Origin of the sequence: Pseudomonas sp., assembly GCF_037994325.1 — a bacterium.
GTDB lineage: Bacteria > Pseudomonadota > Gammaproteobacteria > Pseudomonadales > Pseudomonadaceae > Aquipseudomonas.
The window spans coordinates 1-14,456 of the sequence record NZ_JBBNAH010000558.1 but is presented as its reverse complement, the minus strand read 5'-3'; the positions used below and the strand labels follow the sequence as shown (position 1 = coordinate 14,456).

Genomic DNA, 14,456 nt, shown 5'->3' with positions numbered 1-14,456 from the left:
ATTCTAGGGAGTGCTGATCCCGCAAGTATTGATATAGGTCTACGGCCCCGAGCTGATCAAAAAGTAACCTTGCCGCGCCGTTTTAAACCGCGCGCTGATTGCATCGCCCATCTTTATTCGTTACCGGCACGGGGCAAGTAGTTTCAACCACAGCATCTCCCGCCCCAGCGCGCCTCCCCCATCAGTGGAGCGTAACCATGCGTATTTTTGCCCTCGTCATCGCTTTTTTTTCTGTCTGCTTACTCAGTAGCGCTATCACCGCTATGGTCCTAAGACCCACACCACCTACCCCGCCCACTGTGCCGGACGCCCCGCCCGGCTTTGTCGCCAAGCCCACAGCGGGCGGCGGCATCCTTTACCAACGCCAAGCCATCGCGCAGTTACCCAACCAGCCAGCCCCGCGCGCGTTCCCCAAAGCGTTGAACCTCAGCGAATCCGCCAAATGCGTGCTCACCCTCGGCCAAGACCGCTCCTCGCAAGGCGCGAAATGGGTGAAACCTATGGATGACTACTGCGACAACGTGATGATGGAAAACCGGAAGAGGTGAGGAGAGGGGCTGCCGAAATGTGAGCGGTTTGAAATTGGGAAGTTTGATCGGGGAGCATTTCAGCCCGTAGAAACAAAAAAGGCCTTCGATTTCTCGAAGGCCTTTCTTTTATATGGTGCCGGCACCAGGAATCGAACCCGGGACCTACTGATTACAAGTCAGTTGCTCTACCAGCTGAGCTATACCGGCATTTCAGGGTCGCCATTATATCCATTAGAAGCGTCGAGTAAAGCCCTGATCTAGGGCCGTTTTTTCCTCGCTGCGACACTGTCTGGAATAGGCTTATGCACAATCGTTAGGCGCCACCACGCAATGTGGTTAATTTTTCTGCAGTACTTGACATAAGCATGTAACTAGCTGGTTTTATTGATTTTTTTGATCTGTTTAAAAAATAATCAGATATCTGCAGGCCTTGCTGCATCGGCCTTTGCCAAGGTTGCCCAGAAACTATCAACAAAGTTATCCACAGATTGTGTGGGCAACTTATTGGCGTTCTGCCAGAAGCATCAGGTTGCGTGGGCTGACTTGGCTTACACAGAAACGGCCAAGGCGTACGTGGTAGCCGTGCTCTTGCAAAAATAGGGCGCGGTCGAGTAATAGCCATAGTTCTAATGGGCGCCGAAACAGGCCGCGTAACAGTTCCAGGTTGCGGACCTCGGCCAGGCGCTTCCAGCCTTTTTCTTCGAGGGCGGCCCAGTCGCGATTTGCCGGTGTCGGTACGTTTTTTAGCTGCGCCAGGTCTCGGCAGTAGTCGGCGAAATCTTTGTGCAGCCAGGCAACCGGCAGTGAAGGCGTCGGTAAGTAGTCGTCGCTGGCGCGCAATTCGCGTTGCAGCAGGTCGAAGGCGAGGCGACGGGCCATGGAGTGGTCGCGTTGGCGACGTACACGGGCACCGGCGGTGACGGTTTCGCTCAGCGGTAAGCCCAAGTCATCCACAGACAGTTGCAGCCCTGAGGTTTGGCCGGCTGTGGATAACGCCTGGTAGTGCGTGCCGGCAATGCGGTTGTAGCAGCACGGGGCGACGGCCAGTTGTGTGCAGCCCGCACTGCTGGCCAGTTGCAGCAGGCGCACATGCAAGTCGCCGCAGGCGTGCAAGGCAACCGGAGTGTGCTCGGGGTGAAGCTGTATTGCCGCGTCGGCGGCCAGCACATCGTGCTGCACGTGCCGGCTGGTTAGGCCGCGTTTTTTGCTTAGCTGTGCGCCGGCCGCCACTAGCGCCGGGTCATATTCCAGGCAGGTGAGTGGCTGGCCGCTCTGGGCGAGCAGTTGACCGAGGTGGCCCTTGCCTGAACACCAGTCCAGCCAGTGCTGCGGCGCTTGGCTAAAGCTCAAGCAGCTGGCAAATGCCTGAATCTGCTCCCACTTGCGCCCAGGAATATCCACAGAAAAATTGGCCGGCAGTGGCATCGGTTCTGAGGTGAGTAACGGCCCAACGGCGGCAAGCTCAGCGGACTCAGACGCCAAGTCGCGGAACGGCTGCGGCGCCGGCAATAACTCAGGGTGGTTGTGCGCGGCTTCGGCGTCTTCCAGCGTTCTGCTGCGCAACCATGTGGCCAACTGCGGGTGCTGGGTTTCCCAGGCTAATTGCAAATGGGTGAAGGGCCGTGGCTGCCACAGCGCTTGATGGCGCAGCAGAAAGCCGTCCAACGCTTGAAAGCGCGGGAGCAGTTCGTGGCCGGTGAGAGGGGCAGACTCGATCATGGTAGGCAGCTTCAAAAGTGGCGACTTTGCCCATGGCCTCTTTAATAAGGCGCATGGGCGAGCGCTATTCTAGCGGCCTTGGGTGGCGTCGACGCGCAACCAGCGTTCCAGCAGCTTGAAGCCTTTGACCAGCACAAAGGCGATAACCAGATAGAACAGGCCGGCAGCGAAGAAAATCTCCACCGGCAGATAGGTGCGGGCAATGATTGTGCGCGCCATGCCGGTCAGCTCCAGCAACGTAATGGTGCTAGCCAATGCACTGGCCTTGAGCATCAGGATCACTTCGTTGCTATACGCCGGCAGGCCGATACGCGCGGCACGCGGCAGGATGATATGCAGCATCGCCTGGGCGCGGGACATACCCAACGCACGCGCTGCCTCCACTTCGCCGTTAGGCACAGCCTGAATAGCGCCGCGCAAGATTTCGGCGATATAGGCAGCGGTGTGCAGGGTCATGGTCAACACCGCACACCAGTACGGGTCACGTAGATACGGCCACAACGGTCCTTGGCGTACCGCATCAAATTGCGCCGCGCCGTAGTAAACCAGGAACAGTTGCACCAGCAGCGGTGTGCCGCGGAAAAAGAAGATATAGCCGTAGGGCAGGGCGCGCACATACCAGTGCCGCGAGGCACGGGCGATGCCCATCGGTAGGGCCAGAATCAGCCCCGCGATGACGGCAAAGGCCACCAATTCCAACGTCAAAATAGCGCCATCAAACAGACGCGGCAGGTACTTGATAATGACGTCCCAGTTCATCACGCGCTCCTGACGAAGCCGCGGCTGGCGCGTCTTTCTATAAAGTACATGGCGGTCATGGCGACTACCGTCAGACCCAGATAAATAAAGGCCGCTACCAAGAAAAACGTAAAAGGCTCTTTGCTCGAGGTCACCGCGATTTGCGAGCGGCGCATCAGCTCTTCCAAGCCGATTACCGACACCAGCGCGGTGTCCTTCATCAAAATCATAAACAGGTTGCCCAGGCCCGGCAGAGCGATGCGCCACATCTGCGGCAAGATAATTCGCCAGAACGTGCGGCCCTTGGACAGCCCCAACGCCTGACCGGCTTCGCGGTGGCCACGGGGAATGGCCAGAATCGCGCCGCGAAACACCTCGGTGGCGTAGGAACCAAAGCACAAGCCCAAAGCGATGGTGCCAGCCGCAAAGGCGCTTAGCTCCAGGCTCGGCACGCCAATGGCCTCGCCAATGCTGCGCATCAGGTTGACCGTGCCGAAGTAAATCAGCAGCACCCACAGCAGCTCGGGAATGCCGCGCACCAGGGTGGAATAAGTGCCGCCAAGCCATTGCAACGGCTTGTGCGGGGACGTCTTGGCCAAGGCGCCAAGCAGGCCCAGAACCAAACCAAGGCACAGCGCGCTAAGCGCCAGCTTGATGGTCATCAGCGTGCCGGCCAGCAAGGCTGGGCCGAATCCATGAAGATCAAAGATCATCGAGATTTACTGCGTTAGGAATACGGGGAAATAACAGTTGAACTGCTGGGCGCCTGTGCGGCGCCCAGCAGAGCGTCATCTATTAATAGATGCTGAAGGGGAAGTACTTGTCGTTGATCTTCTTATAGGTACCGTCAGCGACAATTTCTTTCAGCGCGGTATTCAACTTCTCGCGCAGCGGATCGTTTTTGCGCACGGCAATGGCGATCTTGTCGTTGTCGAACACTGGCTCGCCTTTAAATTCGAAGCCTTTGCCGGTCTCGCTTTTCAGCCATTCCCAGTTCACGAACTTGTCGGCCAGCACGCCATCAACACGACCGGAGGCCAGGTCGAGGTAAGCGTTTTCCTGGGTGTCGTAGAGCTTGATGTCCACCACGTCAGCCATGTTGTCTTCCAGCCAGGTGCCGGCGATGGTGGCGCGCTGGGCGCCAATCACTTTGCCTTTAAGGGCGGCCTTGTCGGTGCTGAACGGTTTGTCTTTGGCGGCGATAAACTGCAGCTTGTTGGTGTAGTACGCGTCGGTGAAATCGACGGCGTTTTTACGCTCTTCAGTGATCGACATGGACGCGGCAAGGAAGTCGAACTTCTTGGCGTTCAGAGCCGGAATGATGCCGTCCCAGTCGGAGGTGACCACTTCGCACTCGGCTTTCATTTTCGCGCACAGGGCTTGAGCGATTTCCACATCAAAGCCGCCGACTTGGCCGCTGGCGTCGATCAGGTTGAACGGTGGGTAGGCGCCTTCGGTGCCGATCTTCAGTTTGTCAGCGGCGACGGCACCAGTGCCGAACGCCAGGGTAGCGGCCGCGGCCAGCAGGATCTTCTTGTAGTTCTGCATGGGTTGTTGCTCCGTGTTAGCGATTGCTGGACATGAATTGCTTGCAGCGCGCCGAGTTCGGATTAGTGAACACCTGCTCGGGCGATCCTTGTTCTTCTACCAGGCCCTGGTGCAAAAACACCACCTCACTGGATACCTGACGGGCGAAATTCATTTCGTGGGTGACCAGCAACATGGTGCGGCCTTCCTCGGCGAGCGCGCGGATTACGTTAAGCACTTCCTGGACCATTTCCGGGTCGAGTGCCGACGTGGGCTCGTCGAACAGAATCACTTTAGGTTGCATCGCCAGCGTGCGCGCAATGGCGGCGCGTTGCTGCTGGCCGCCGGACAACTGCGCCGGGTACACATGGCGTTTGTCGCCAATGCCGACCTTGGCCAACAACGCTTCGGCGCGCTCAATGGCTTCTGCCTTGCTCAAGCCCAACACGCGGCGCGGCGCCTCGATAATGTTGTCGAGCACACTCATGTGCGGCCATAGATTGAAGTTCTGAAAGACGAAACCGATTTCACTGCGCAGGCGATTGATCTGCTTGTTGTCGGCAGCCACCAGGTCGCCATTCTTCGCAGCCTTGAGCTTGAGCTCTTCACCGGCCACCAGAATTTGCCCCTGATGCGGGTTTTCCAACAGGTTGATGCAACGCAGAAAGGTGGATTTGCCAGAACCGGAAGAACCGAGGATCGAAATGACATCGCCATCGCGGGCTGTAAGCGAGATGCCTTTGAGCACCTCCAGATCGCCGTAGCGTTTGTGCAAATTGCGAATCTCAAGCGCGGGCGTTGCCTCGGCCATGGGGTGTCCTCTTGTTCTTAGGGGGCGCTGAATGCGGCGACTTTCCTGGCGAGGCTGCAAGCTAGCATAGCGTCGGAACGCCAGCCAAGACTGGCAAACCGGCTATTTAGTCGCAGGCGTAAGTGGTGTCGCCTCAGTGCAAGTGGCTGGCGCGAAGATGCAAAAAGGGCAGGTGGAGTTGCTTAGTCGAGCAATTCGGGGTGCTGTGTTTGTAGCCAGCGCCTTGTGTGAGCTAACAGCAACTCGGCTTCTTTTAGGCAGGACGCCAATGCACCGTCAGGTATTGGATCACCATCGTAGTCGTTGAGATTGCGCCGCTTGCGCAGGGCGTCCAGCAGGATGGCTACGTCCTGGCTAATGCCCATGCTCTTGGGCAACGTCTGGATGGCGGTTTGGTGGTGGCCCGGCTGACTTGTGGAGAGTCGGTAACCATTGGCCTGCAAACCGATAACCGCGCACTGCAAAATCACTTTGTAGCCGGCGTCAAAACGATTGTTGGCGCTCAGCGCTGGAAGCTGGGCATCCATCAGGTTGCGGGTGGCCGCAGCAAGCAATTTGGCAATGGCGTGTTTGTCCGGGTTGAGTGCTTGCAGCCTGCTAATGGCGAGTAAGTTCTCCAATGTCATCTTCTACTCCCTGTATGAAAAGCCGCGGTTTTTCCAGCAGTTCGCGGGCAAATAAGTCGCCCTCGTTCAGCTTGCGCGTGAACTCTTCTGGAGCGTACAGCACAGGGTTAATCTCTCGTCCCAACAGGGCCTGATAAGGATGAAGGGCGCGCACCAGATCAGTGAATGACGTTTCGCCAATTAGCAACACATCCACATCGCTATCCGCATTTTCCTCACCGCGTGCGACCGACCCGAACACCCAGGCCAGCTTTATTTGCGTGCTGAGTGGTAGGAGCGCCTCTTGCAGCACACCGACCACTCCTGAGGTTTTGCGAAACAGCCCAGCCAGTTCGGCAAATACTGGATGGCTGCGGTTGGCTTGATACAGCACCTGATTGCCCTGCTGGCTGCGAACCAGCAATCCGCCTTCGGCCAAGCGCGCCAACTCGCGGTGCAATGAGCCCGCGTTGGTGTGTGTGATTCGCGCTAATTCGCGCACATGCACCTGCTCGTCGGGGTGCAACAGTAGCCAGCCTAAAACGCGCTGGCGTTGGATGCCGAATAAAGAGTCGAGTACAGTCATAGCGTAGCCTTTTTGGCTACAACTGTAGCCGATTTGGCTACGATAGCTTGATGCAGCAGATTGGGCAAATAGCCGAGTGATTCGCGCCGTGTTGACAGGTTAAGCCGGTAGATATGTACGCTAACTAGACATATCCTCGGGCGACTCATTGGGGCAATCGACAAGAGCGGGTAGTTAGCTATGAAGCGCAAACAATCCATCGAACACGTGCGCTGGGACTTAGCCTTGCGCTACCGCCTGATTGAAACCGTGGCCTGGTGGGAAGGGCGGCTGACGACTGGCCACCTGATGCAAAGCTTCGGCATCAGCCGCCAGCAAGCGTCGAAAGACATCAACAGCTATTTAACCGAGTACGCGCCAAAGAACCTCGAGTACGACAAGCACCTCAAGGGTTACGTACCGAGCAAAACCTTCCAGCCGTTGTTTATCGACGACAGCGCCAGCGCCTACCTGCACCTGCTCAACCAAAACCACGAGCGCGCCCCGCATATTGAAGGGTTGGCGCTGGCCTATGCACACACCGAAGTGCTCAAGGTGCCGGACCGCTCGGTGCGCCCCGAGGTGCTACGGCCGTTGCTGCGTGCCTGTCGCGAGGGGCTGCGCTTGGAGTGTGAATATGTGTCGCTGGCCAATCCGGTCGCCGAAACCCGGCTGATCGCGCCGCATACGCTGATCTACACCGGTATGCGCTGGCACGTGCGCGCTTACTGCGAAAAGAACCGCGACTACCGTGACTTCGTGCTCAGTCGTCTGCGCGGTGACCCGGATGTGCTGGACCAGTCCGAGCATGGCATCGACGGCGATAGCGGCTGGGCAACCCAGGTTGACGTCATCATCGTCCCCGACTCGCGCCTGAGCGCCGAGCAAAGGGCAATTATCGAAATCGACTACGGCATGCAGGATGGTCAATTGCGCGTTGCCAGCCGTGGCGCCTTGGTGCAGTACGTGCTGCAGCGCTATCAGATCGACGCGAGCAAAGTGCAAAGCAAAGCCAGCGCTCAGCAAATTGTCGTCGCCAATATCGACGCATTACAGCCTTGGCTCTACTGAGCTTACTCAGCCGGGCCGTAAGCCAGGTGCGCCATCAGCCAAAAGAACGCGCCGATGGCTAGCAGGATGTGGGCGTTGTTGAGTGCTGCGTTGATCAGCCACATGGCGTCTTCTCCGTCCGAATGGGGGTGGAGAAAACCTAAGGCCAGGGCGCGCAGGCGTCGATCTGTCTACTTTTCGTGCGTATGGTTTTGGTACAGGTCTACAGACTATGCCGCTACGCGTTTGCCGTGCGCACCCTGAAGTCCATTGGCCAACGGCTTGGTGCGCACAGCACACCCTACGTGGCGACTGCGTGCTCTTCGCTTACCTGCACAAACTGCTGCACCGGCGCGACAAACCCCAGCTCTTTGATCGGGCTTGGCGTGCTGAATTCTTGCAGCAGGCTTTTGAAGTCGCGTTTGCGCTCGACGTCCGGCAGCGGCACGGCGCTAAGCAGGCGTTTGGTGTAGGGGTGCTGAGGGTTGTGGAGTACCTGATCACGACGACCGATCTCGACGATCTGCCCGCCATACATTACCGCCACGCGGTGGCAGATGCGTTCGACCACGGCCATATCGTGGGAGATAAACAGGTAGCTCAAGCCCTGCTCTTCACGCAGTTGTTCCAGTAGCTCCAGCACCTGAGCCTGCACCGATACATCCAATGCTGAAACCGACTCATCGGCGATGATCACCTTCGGGTTCAACGCTAGCGCGCGGGCGATGCAGATACGCTGGCGCTGGCCGCCGGAGAATTGGTGCGGGTAACGCGCCAAGGCGTCTACTGGCAGCCCCACCTGCACCAGTAACTGCGCCACCCGCTCGCGGCGTTGTGCGGTGGGCAAACGGTCGTGAATCAGCAGCGGTTCGCCGACTAAGTCGAAAATGGTTTTGCGCGGGTTGAGGGCGGCGTAGGGGTCTTGAAACACCATCTGCACATCGCGGCGCACGCGCTGCAACGCCTCGCCGTGCAAGCCATTAAGTTCCTGGCCCAGCAGTTTCACGCTGCCTTCATAGGCGAGCATATTCATCAGCGCTTTGCCGGTGGTGGACTTGCCGCAACCACTTTCACCCACCAGCCCGAGCGTCTCGCCGGCGCGTAAATCAAAGTTGAGGTTTTCCACAGCATGCACATTCTTGCCGGCTTCAAACCAACCGGTGCGCAGCGGGAAACGCACGCTCAGGTTGCGCACTTCGAGCAGCGCCGGCTGTTGGCTAAGGTTTTGCGGCATGCCCGCTGAACCGAGCACCGGCACCGCCGCCAGGAGCTTGCGCGTATAGGTTGCTTGCGGCGCGGCAAACAACTGGCGTACTGGCGCCTGTTCTTCCATGCGCCCCTGGTTCATCACCACCACCTGATCGGCCATCTCCGCCACCACGCCCATGTCGTGGGTGATTAGCAACAGGCTGGTGCCGTATTGTTGTTGCAGCTCGCGCATCAGTTCGAGGATCTGCGCCTGAATGGTCACGTCCAGCGCGGTGGTCGGCTCATCGGCGATCAACACTTTGGGCCGGCAGAGCATGGCCATGGCGATCATCACCCGCTGGCGCATGCCGCCAGAGAGTTCATGGGGGTACTGGGTCAGGCGTTTTTGCACCTGGGGCATGCGCACCGCTTCGAGCATTTCCCGGCAGCGCTGAGCGATGGCCTGGCGCGACAACGGCTCATGACGGCGCAAGGTTTCGGCCAGTTGTTGGCCAACCGTCATCAGCGGATTCAGCGAGGTCATCGGCTCCTGGAAAATCATGCAGATATCTTTACCGCGCAACTGCTGGCGCTCGCGTTCGGCGAGGGTGAGTAAGTCGCGGTTCTTAAAGAGGATGGCACCGCTGGGCGTACGCGCCTGTTTGGGTAACAAACCCATGATCGCCAGCGAGGTCAGCGACTTGCCGCTGCCCGACTCGCCAGCGATACACAGCGTTTGCCCTGGATACAACGCAAAACTCAGGTCGTCGACCACACGCTTGGCGCCGAACTCAATGGCCAGCCGCTCCACCGAGAGAATCGCTGGTTGGCTCACGCAAACACCACTTTGGGCACGTAAAACGACACCACCCAGTTGGGCAGATCGACGATTTCGCTGATGCGTAAATCGCCGCATACCGAGCACAGCATGTAGGCCTGTTCCGCTGGCATGTGGTGCTCGCGGCATAGCCAGTCGATGGCGCCGCTAACCGCTTGGCGCGCTGCCTCCATCAGGTCGGGGCCGACGCCGGTAAAGGCTTCGTAGCCGGCGCTGTCCAAGTGGCGGGTTACCGGGCCGGGGGTGCTGAACCGTGGGAAGGCCAGCGGCGTATCTTTGATCAGGTCGACCTTTACCGTGACATCCATCGCGCTTTCGATGGCGGTGCCGCCGACCTCACCATCGCCTTGCGCCGCATGGGTATCGCCAATCGACAACAGCGCGCCGGCCACTTCCACCGGCAAGTACAGCGTGGTGCCAGCGGCAAGGTCACGAATGTCCAAGTTGCCGCCCACCCGCCGGGGCGGTACCACCGAATGCAGGCCGGCTTCGGCTGGCGCCAGGCCAATGGTGCCGGCAAACGGCTTGAGCGGCACCTTGGCAAACTGGCCAAACGCGGCCGGGGCCAGGGCGTCTTTGTCGTACTGCCACAGCGCTAGGGCCGGCTCTTTAAATTGGTCGGCCAACAGGCCAAAGCCAGGGATATTCGCCGTCCAGCCAAAGCCGCTGGGCTTGAAGCTGTCGATGGTGATTTTCAGGATATCGCCGGGCTCTGCGCCCTCGACAAAGATCGGCCCGGTCACCGGGTTGATCTGGTCGAACGACATGGTCGCCACATCGCCGACCACCGACTGCGGGGTGAAGTAGCCGTTGGACGAATCCAGGCACTGAAACTCCAGCATCTGCCCCGGCGCCACGCGCATAACCGGCTCAATGCTGCGGTCCCAACCAAAGTGGTTGTGCACGCTGTGAATGGTTTTAACCAGGCAGTTCTGACACATAAAAAATCCTCACTTAACCCAGCCCCCGGCAAGGGCGCTGGGTTTCCACGCTTAAATTTACTTAACCCAAATGTGGTCGTAATTCACCGGCACATGAACCGGATCGACGTACAGATCGTTGCCGCCGGCCATGCGCTGCGAACGAACGGTGAAGCGCTGCTCGTTAAAGATTGGCACCCACGGCGCGTCGGCCATCACGTCGGTAAAAATCTTGCTCCACAACGCCACACGCTCGGCCTGCTGCTCTGGCTTGGCCATGGCGTCGGCTTTGGCGGCATCTGCGTCGAGCTTTTTGTTGCAGTACAGCGCCCAGTTCCAGCCGCCATCTACCGCGCCACTGCAACCCAAAATCGGGCCGTAGAAGTTGGAGGGATCGGGGAAGTCGGCAATCCAGCCCATGCCGCCCGACCACACCATGGGTGCCTGGTCTTTAGCACTGCCAGCAGCGATCACGTTAGCCTGGGCCAGGGATTTGATCTGCGCGCGAATGCCGACCTTGGCCAAGTCCTGCTGAATCGACTGGGCAATACGCGGCTGCGGCTCGGTGTTCATCACAAACAGTTCGGTGTCGAAGCCCTTGGCAAAACCGGCTTCGGCCAACAGTTTTTTCGCCCCTTCAACGTCATAGGCATAGCCCTTGTAGGCCTTGTCGTAGCCGGGCATCGCCGGTGGCAACGGTTGGTTAGCCGGGGTGGCGCGGCCGTTGATGATGCGCACGATGCGGTCTTTGCTGATGGCCATGTTCACGGCCTGACGCACCTTGAGGTTATCGAACGGCGGCAAGGTGGTTTTCAGCGTCAGGTAACCGGTATGCAGTTGTTCGCCAACCACCATGCGCTCTTTGAATTTCGGGTCGTTTTTGAACTGCAGGAATTTGGCTGGCGGTACGCCGTCACCGGCAATGTCCACTTCGCCTTTTTCCAGGCGCAGCAGGGCGACCATCGGGTCTTGGCCCACCTCAAAGGTGATGCTGTCCAGGTGCGGCAGGCCGGCGCGGAAGTAGGTCGGGTTTTTCTTGAATACGATCTGCTGACCGAGCTTCCATTCCGCCAGGCTGTATGCGCCAGTGCCAACCGGGTGCTTGCCGAAATCGGCGCCCCATTTCTCCACGTCCTCTTTGGGAACCACCGAGGCGAAGTTGATCGCCATGATGTGCAAGAAGGTCGCATTCGGTGCGCTAAGGGTGATTTTTACGTGGTAGTCGTCGGTAGCTTCCACGCCGCTTAAGGTTTCGCTTTTGCCACCGGTAACGTCTTCATAGCCGGCAATTGAGCTGAAGAAACCGGCGCCCGGGCTTTGGGTTTTCGGATTCACCGTGCGTTCCAGCGAGTACTTCACATCGCCCGCTTTCATCTCGCGGCCGTTATGGAACTTCACGCCCTTTTTTAGGGTGAAGCTGTACACCAGACCGTCGGCGGAAATGCTGTAGTCCTCGGCCAAGTCTTTGACCAGCTCGGTGGTGCCGGGCTTGTAGTCCATCAGGCCGTCGAACAGGCTTTTGATCATTGACCAGTTCTGCCAGTCGTAGCCAATGGCAGGGTCGAGGGTGGCGACATCGTTCTGGTAGGTAACGACAATGCTGCCACCGTTTTTGGCGTTGGCGTCGACCAGCTCATCGGCCATAAGTGGGCCTGTAAACAGCGTGGCGGCGATAACCAGGGATAGTGCTGTGCGCTTCATGCTCCTGCCTCTTTGCTGGTAGTTTTTAGTGGGGTTGGCTTAGTGTTTTTTGATGTCGATACGCGGGTCGATCAGTGGAATAACCAGGTCGGCCACCAAGTTGCCGAGCACAATCGCCACCGCTGAAACCGTGGTCACGCCAACGATCACCGGGATGTCCACTTGTTGAATCGCCTGCCAGGCCAGTTGGCCGATGCCGGGCCAGCCGAATACCGACTCGACCACCACCAGCCCGCCCATAAACACGCCGATGTCGATGCCGATCATGGGGATGATCGGCACGATGGCGTTGGGCAACACATGGCGCAGCACTACACGGGCACGGCTTAACCCTTTGGCGCGGGCGGTGCGGATAAAATCTTGATGCAGCACGTCGATCATCGAAGAACGGACCATGCGCGAGTACCAGCCGCTGCCGAGTAAACCGAGGGTTAGTGCTGGCAACATCAGGTGCTTGATGCCGCCGTAGCCGCCCATGGGGAACCATTCGAGCTGCACGGCGAAGAAGTACAGAAACAACATGGCGGCGATAAATTGCGGGGCCGACACGCCAACGAAAGACAGTGCCGTGAGCAAGCGGTCGGCAATACCGCCACGGCGCAGTGCCGCGATCACGCCAAGGGTGATGCCGATAAGCAATTCAAAGCCGATGCCGGCCGCCATCAACTCCAGCGACGGCTGCAAGCGCGAACCGAGCAGCTCGGTCACTTCGCTGCGTTGGATATACGAGCGGCCCAGATCGCCTTGCAGCAGGTTGCCCAGGTAGTGCGCGTATTGCTGATAGAAGGGTAGGTCCAGCCCCAACTGCGCGCGAATGCCGGCCACCACTTCCGGCGTGGCGCTGCGCCCGGCAATCTGCCGCGCCGGGTCGGCGGGCAGCATAAAGAGCAGCAGATAAGTGATCAGGCTGACGCCGAGCAAAATCAGCAGCGAGTACCCGATACGCCGGCCAATAAACGTGAGCATTCAGCTTCTCCCCTGAAGCGTGGGGTCGAGCTCATCGCGCAGCGCATCGCCAACCAAGTTGAAGGCCAGCGACAGCAAAATAATCGCCGCCCCCGGAATAAACACCAGCCACGGTGCCGAGGTGAAATAGGTCTGGCTTTCGAAAATGATATTGCCCCAGCTTGGCGTAGGCGGCTGCACACCGACGCCCAGGTACGACAAGGTCGCCTCCAGCAGCACGGTGGTCGAAATACCCAAGGTGGCCCACACCAAAATGGTCGGCAGCAAATGCGGCAACAGGTGCGAGAACAAAATGCGCAGCGAACTGGCACCGAGGGTGCGCTCTACCGCGACAAAGTCCCGCGCGCTCAGGGCGATGGTTTCGGCGTAAATCACCCGCGCCACCTGCACCCAATTGACCATGGCAATCACCAAGGCAACGATCCATACACTGGGCTGAAAAATTGCCGACAAGGCGATGGCCAATAGCAGGGCGGGGAAAGCCATTATCAGGTCGGTAAAGCGCATCAACACACTGCCCAACCAGCCGCGCACAAAGCCCGCGCTCAAACCCACCAGCGTGCCAATCAGCACCGCCATACCATTGGCGACCAAGCCGATAAACAGCGACGTGCGGGCGCCGTAAATCAACCGCGATAGCAAATCTCGCCCGAGCAAATCGGTGCCCAGCCAATAGCTGTCGCCGGGCGCCAGTGGTGCGCCTTCCATCGACAGCCCTTCAATAAACTGCTCCGCCGGATCGAACGGGCTTAGCCATGGCGCAAACAACGCCAGCACCACCACCAGCACGATATACAGCAGCGAAATAGCTACCGTAGGTCGGCGCAACAGGGCTCGCGTAGTACTCATAAATGCCCGCCATGCTGCTGCGTATGATCCGCCGCCAACTCGGCACACAGCTCATCAATGCTGCGGTTCAGGCGCATCGACAGCTCGCGCAAGCGCTCATATGCCGCGCTTTCATCCAGATTGTGCTCAACCATCAAGCGCGCCAGCGCCATGGCCAGCTGCGGACGGTTAGCCAGGCGTTGCTGCAGGTTGTCGATGGTTTGCCCATCACGGTCCAAGCGCTCGCGTAAACCGATCGCCATCATCAGCGTGGTGTAGACCGAGCCCTGGGTGATCGGCCGATTAAGCATCGCCGTGGCGCCCAACCCGATAGCGCGTTGGATCTGCGACAGGGTTTCGTGGGGCGTTAACGCCACCACCGGCACATTGGCTTGATTGAGCTTGAGCAACGTCTGCGGACTGGCGAAATGCTCGAGCTCGACAATGGCCGCAAAGCAGCCATGCAGATC

The 14,456-nt window shown here is 58.9% G+C and carries 15 protein-coding genes and 1 tRNA gene; 2 read left to right on the top strand and 14 right to left on the bottom strand.

The window, feature by feature from the left end; translation table 11 throughout:
- Positions 1-197: 197 nt before the first annotated feature.
- Complete coding sequence (locus tag AAAB16_RS18720) at positions 198-548, top strand: hypothetical protein (RefSeq protein ID WP_340664681.1); 351 nt, start codon at positions 198-200, stop codon at positions 546-548.
- 113 nt (positions 549-661) lie between these two features.
- Here the strand turns inward: AAAB16_RS18720 and AAAB16_RS18715 are convergent.
- The 8 genes from AAAB16_RS18715 to AAAB16_RS18680 all read right to left on the bottom strand — a co-directional run bounded on the left by AAAB16_RS18715 (position 662) and on the right by AAAB16_RS18680 (position 6,516).
- A tRNA-Thr gene (locus tag AAAB16_RS18715) sits at positions 662-737 on the bottom strand.
- Positions 738-1,031: 294 nt separating this feature from the next.
- The gene (locus tag AAAB16_RS18710) at positions 1,032-2,249 is read right to left on the bottom strand and encodes a methyltransferase (RefSeq protein WP_340664680.1); all 1,218 of its coding nucleotides are present in this window, start codon (positions 2,247-2,249) and stop codon (positions 1,032-1,034) included.
- A 69-nt stretch (positions 2,250-2,318) separates the two neighbouring features.
- Positions 2,319-3,008 carry an ABC transporter permease gene (locus AAAB16_RS18705; protein ID WP_110618286.1) on the bottom strand — a complete coding sequence of 230 codons (690 nt, stop codon included), beginning with the start codon at positions 3,006-3,008 and terminating at the stop codon, positions 2,319-2,321.
- Positions 3,008-3,700: an ABC transporter permease gene (locus AAAB16_RS18700; protein WP_110618287.1), complete on the bottom strand. Its 693-nt coding sequence runs from the start codon at positions 3,698-3,700 to the stop codon at positions 3,008-3,010. The genes AAAB16_RS18705 and AAAB16_RS18700 overlap by 1 nt, the downstream gene beginning before the upstream one ends.
- An 82-nt stretch (positions 3,701-3,782) precedes the next feature.
- Positions 3,783-4,535 carry an ABC transporter substrate-binding protein gene (locus AAAB16_RS18695; protein ID WP_340664679.1) on the bottom strand — a complete coding sequence of 251 codons (753 nt, stop codon included), beginning with the start codon at positions 4,533-4,535 and terminating at the stop codon, positions 3,783-3,785.
- Positions 4,536-4,551: 16 nt separating this feature from the next.
- Positions 4,552-5,325, bottom strand: coding sequence for an ABC transporter ATP-binding protein (locus AAAB16_RS18690; RefSeq protein ID WP_340664678.1), 774 nt, complete (start codon positions 5,323-5,325; stop codon positions 4,552-4,554).
- Between the two features lie 182 nt (positions 5,326-5,507).
- Positions 5,508-5,951, bottom strand: coding sequence for a DNA-binding protein (locus AAAB16_RS18685; RefSeq protein WP_340664677.1), 444 nt, complete (start codon positions 5,949-5,951; stop codon positions 5,508-5,510).
- The gene (locus AAAB16_RS18680; RefSeq protein ID WP_340664676.1) at positions 5,923-6,516 is read right to left on the bottom strand and encodes a nucleotidyltransferase domain-containing protein; all 594 of its coding nucleotides are present in this window, start codon (positions 6,514-6,516) and stop codon (positions 5,923-5,925) included. The genes AAAB16_RS18685 and AAAB16_RS18680 overlap by 29 nt, the downstream gene beginning before the upstream one ends.
- 180 nt (positions 6,517-6,696) lie before the next feature.
- Here AAAB16_RS18680 and AAAB16_RS18675 point away from each other — a divergent pair, with 180 nt between their 5' ends.
- Positions 6,697-7,566, top strand: coding sequence for a WYL domain-containing protein (locus tag AAAB16_RS18675; RefSeq protein ID WP_340664675.1), 870 nt, complete (start codon positions 6,697-6,699; stop codon positions 7,564-7,566).
- A gap of 280 nt (positions 7,567-7,846) precedes the next feature.
- On the opposite strand, the gene AAAB16_RS18670 is transcribed toward AAAB16_RS18675, so the two are convergent.
- The 6 genes from AAAB16_RS18670 to AAAB16_RS18645 form a co-directional block, all read right to left on the bottom strand.
- On the bottom strand, positions 7,847-9,568 hold the full coding sequence (locus AAAB16_RS18670; protein WP_340664674.1) for an ABC transporter ATP-binding protein: 1,722 nt from the start codon (positions 9,566-9,568) through the stop codon (positions 7,847-7,849).
- Complete coding sequence (locus AAAB16_RS18665) at positions 9,565-10,512, bottom strand: acetamidase/formamidase family protein (protein ID WP_340664673.1); 948 nt, start codon at positions 10,510-10,512, stop codon at positions 9,565-9,567. The genes AAAB16_RS18670 and AAAB16_RS18665 overlap by 4 nt, the downstream gene beginning before the upstream one ends.
- Positions 10,513-10,569: 57 nt before the next feature.
- Positions 10,570-12,135, bottom strand: coding sequence for an ABC transporter substrate-binding protein (locus tag AAAB16_RS18660; protein ID WP_340664682.1), 1,566 nt, complete (start codon positions 12,133-12,135; stop codon positions 10,570-10,572).
- 96 nt (positions 12,136-12,231) lie between these two features.
- Complete coding sequence (locus AAAB16_RS18655; protein WP_340664672.1) at positions 12,232-13,158, bottom strand: ABC transporter permease; 927 nt, start codon at positions 13,156-13,158, stop codon at positions 12,232-12,234.
- Complete coding sequence (locus AAAB16_RS18650) at positions 13,159-14,007, bottom strand: ABC transporter permease (protein ID WP_340664671.1); 849 nt, start codon at positions 14,005-14,007, stop codon at positions 13,159-13,161.
- On the bottom strand, positions 14,004-14,456 hold a 453-nt coding region (locus AAAB16_RS18645), incomplete at its 5' end, for an ANTAR domain-containing protein (RefSeq protein ID WP_340664670.1). The genes AAAB16_RS18645 and AAAB16_RS18650, both read right to left, overlap by 4 nt.

What these genes read in the sequence shown, in the direction of transcription:
- AAAB16_RS18720 (WP_340664681.1), top strand. Translation starts at nt 198, where the DNA reads ATGCGTATTTTTGCCCTCGTCATCGCTTTTTTTTCTGTCTGCTTACTC.
- AAAB16_RS18710 (WP_340664680.1), bottom strand. Translation starts at nt 2,249, where the DNA reads ATGATCGAGTCTGCCCCTCTCACCGGCCACGAACTGCTCCCGCGCTTT.
- AAAB16_RS18705 (WP_110618286.1), bottom strand. Translation starts at nt 3,008, where the DNA reads ATGAACTGGGACGTCATTATCAAGTACCTGCCGCGTCTGTTTGATGGC.
- AAAB16_RS18700 (WP_110618287.1), bottom strand. Translation starts at nt 3,700, where the DNA reads ATGATCTTTGATCTTCATGGATTCGGCCCAGCCTTGCTGGCCGGCACG.
- AAAB16_RS18695 (WP_340664679.1), bottom strand. Translation starts at nt 4,535, where the DNA reads ATGCAGAACTACAAGAAGATCCTGCTGGCCGCGGCCGCTACCCTGGCG.
- AAAB16_RS18690 (WP_340664678.1), bottom strand. Translation starts at nt 5,325, where the DNA reads ATGGCCGAGGCAACGCCCGCGCTTGAGATTCGCAATTTGCACAAACGC.
- AAAB16_RS18685 (WP_340664677.1), bottom strand. Translation starts at nt 5,951, where the DNA reads ATGACATTGGAGAACTTACTCGCCATTAGCAGGCTGCAAGCACTCAAC.
- AAAB16_RS18680 (WP_340664676.1), bottom strand. Translation starts at nt 6,516, where the DNA reads ATGACTGTACTCGACTCTTTATTCGGCATCCAACGCCAGCGCGTTTTA.
- AAAB16_RS18675 (WP_340664675.1), top strand. Translation starts at nt 6,697, where the DNA reads ATGAAGCGCAAACAATCCATCGAACACGTGCGCTGGGACTTAGCCTTG.
- AAAB16_RS18665 (WP_340664673.1), bottom strand. Translation starts at nt 10,512, where the DNA reads ATGTGTCAGAACTGCCTGGTTAAAACCATTCACAGCGTGCACAACCAC.
- AAAB16_RS18660 (WP_340664682.1), bottom strand. Translation starts at nt 12,135, where the DNA reads ATGGCCGATGAGCTGGTCGACGCCAACGCCAAAAACGGTGGCAGCATT.
- AAAB16_RS18655 (WP_340664672.1), bottom strand. Translation starts at nt 13,158, where the DNA reads ATGCTCACGTTTATTGGCCGGCGTATCGGGTACTCGCTGCTGATTTTG.
- AAAB16_RS18650 (WP_340664671.1), bottom strand. Translation starts at nt 14,007, where the DNA reads ATGAGTACTACGCGAGCCCTGTTGCGCCGACCTACGGTAGCTATTTCG.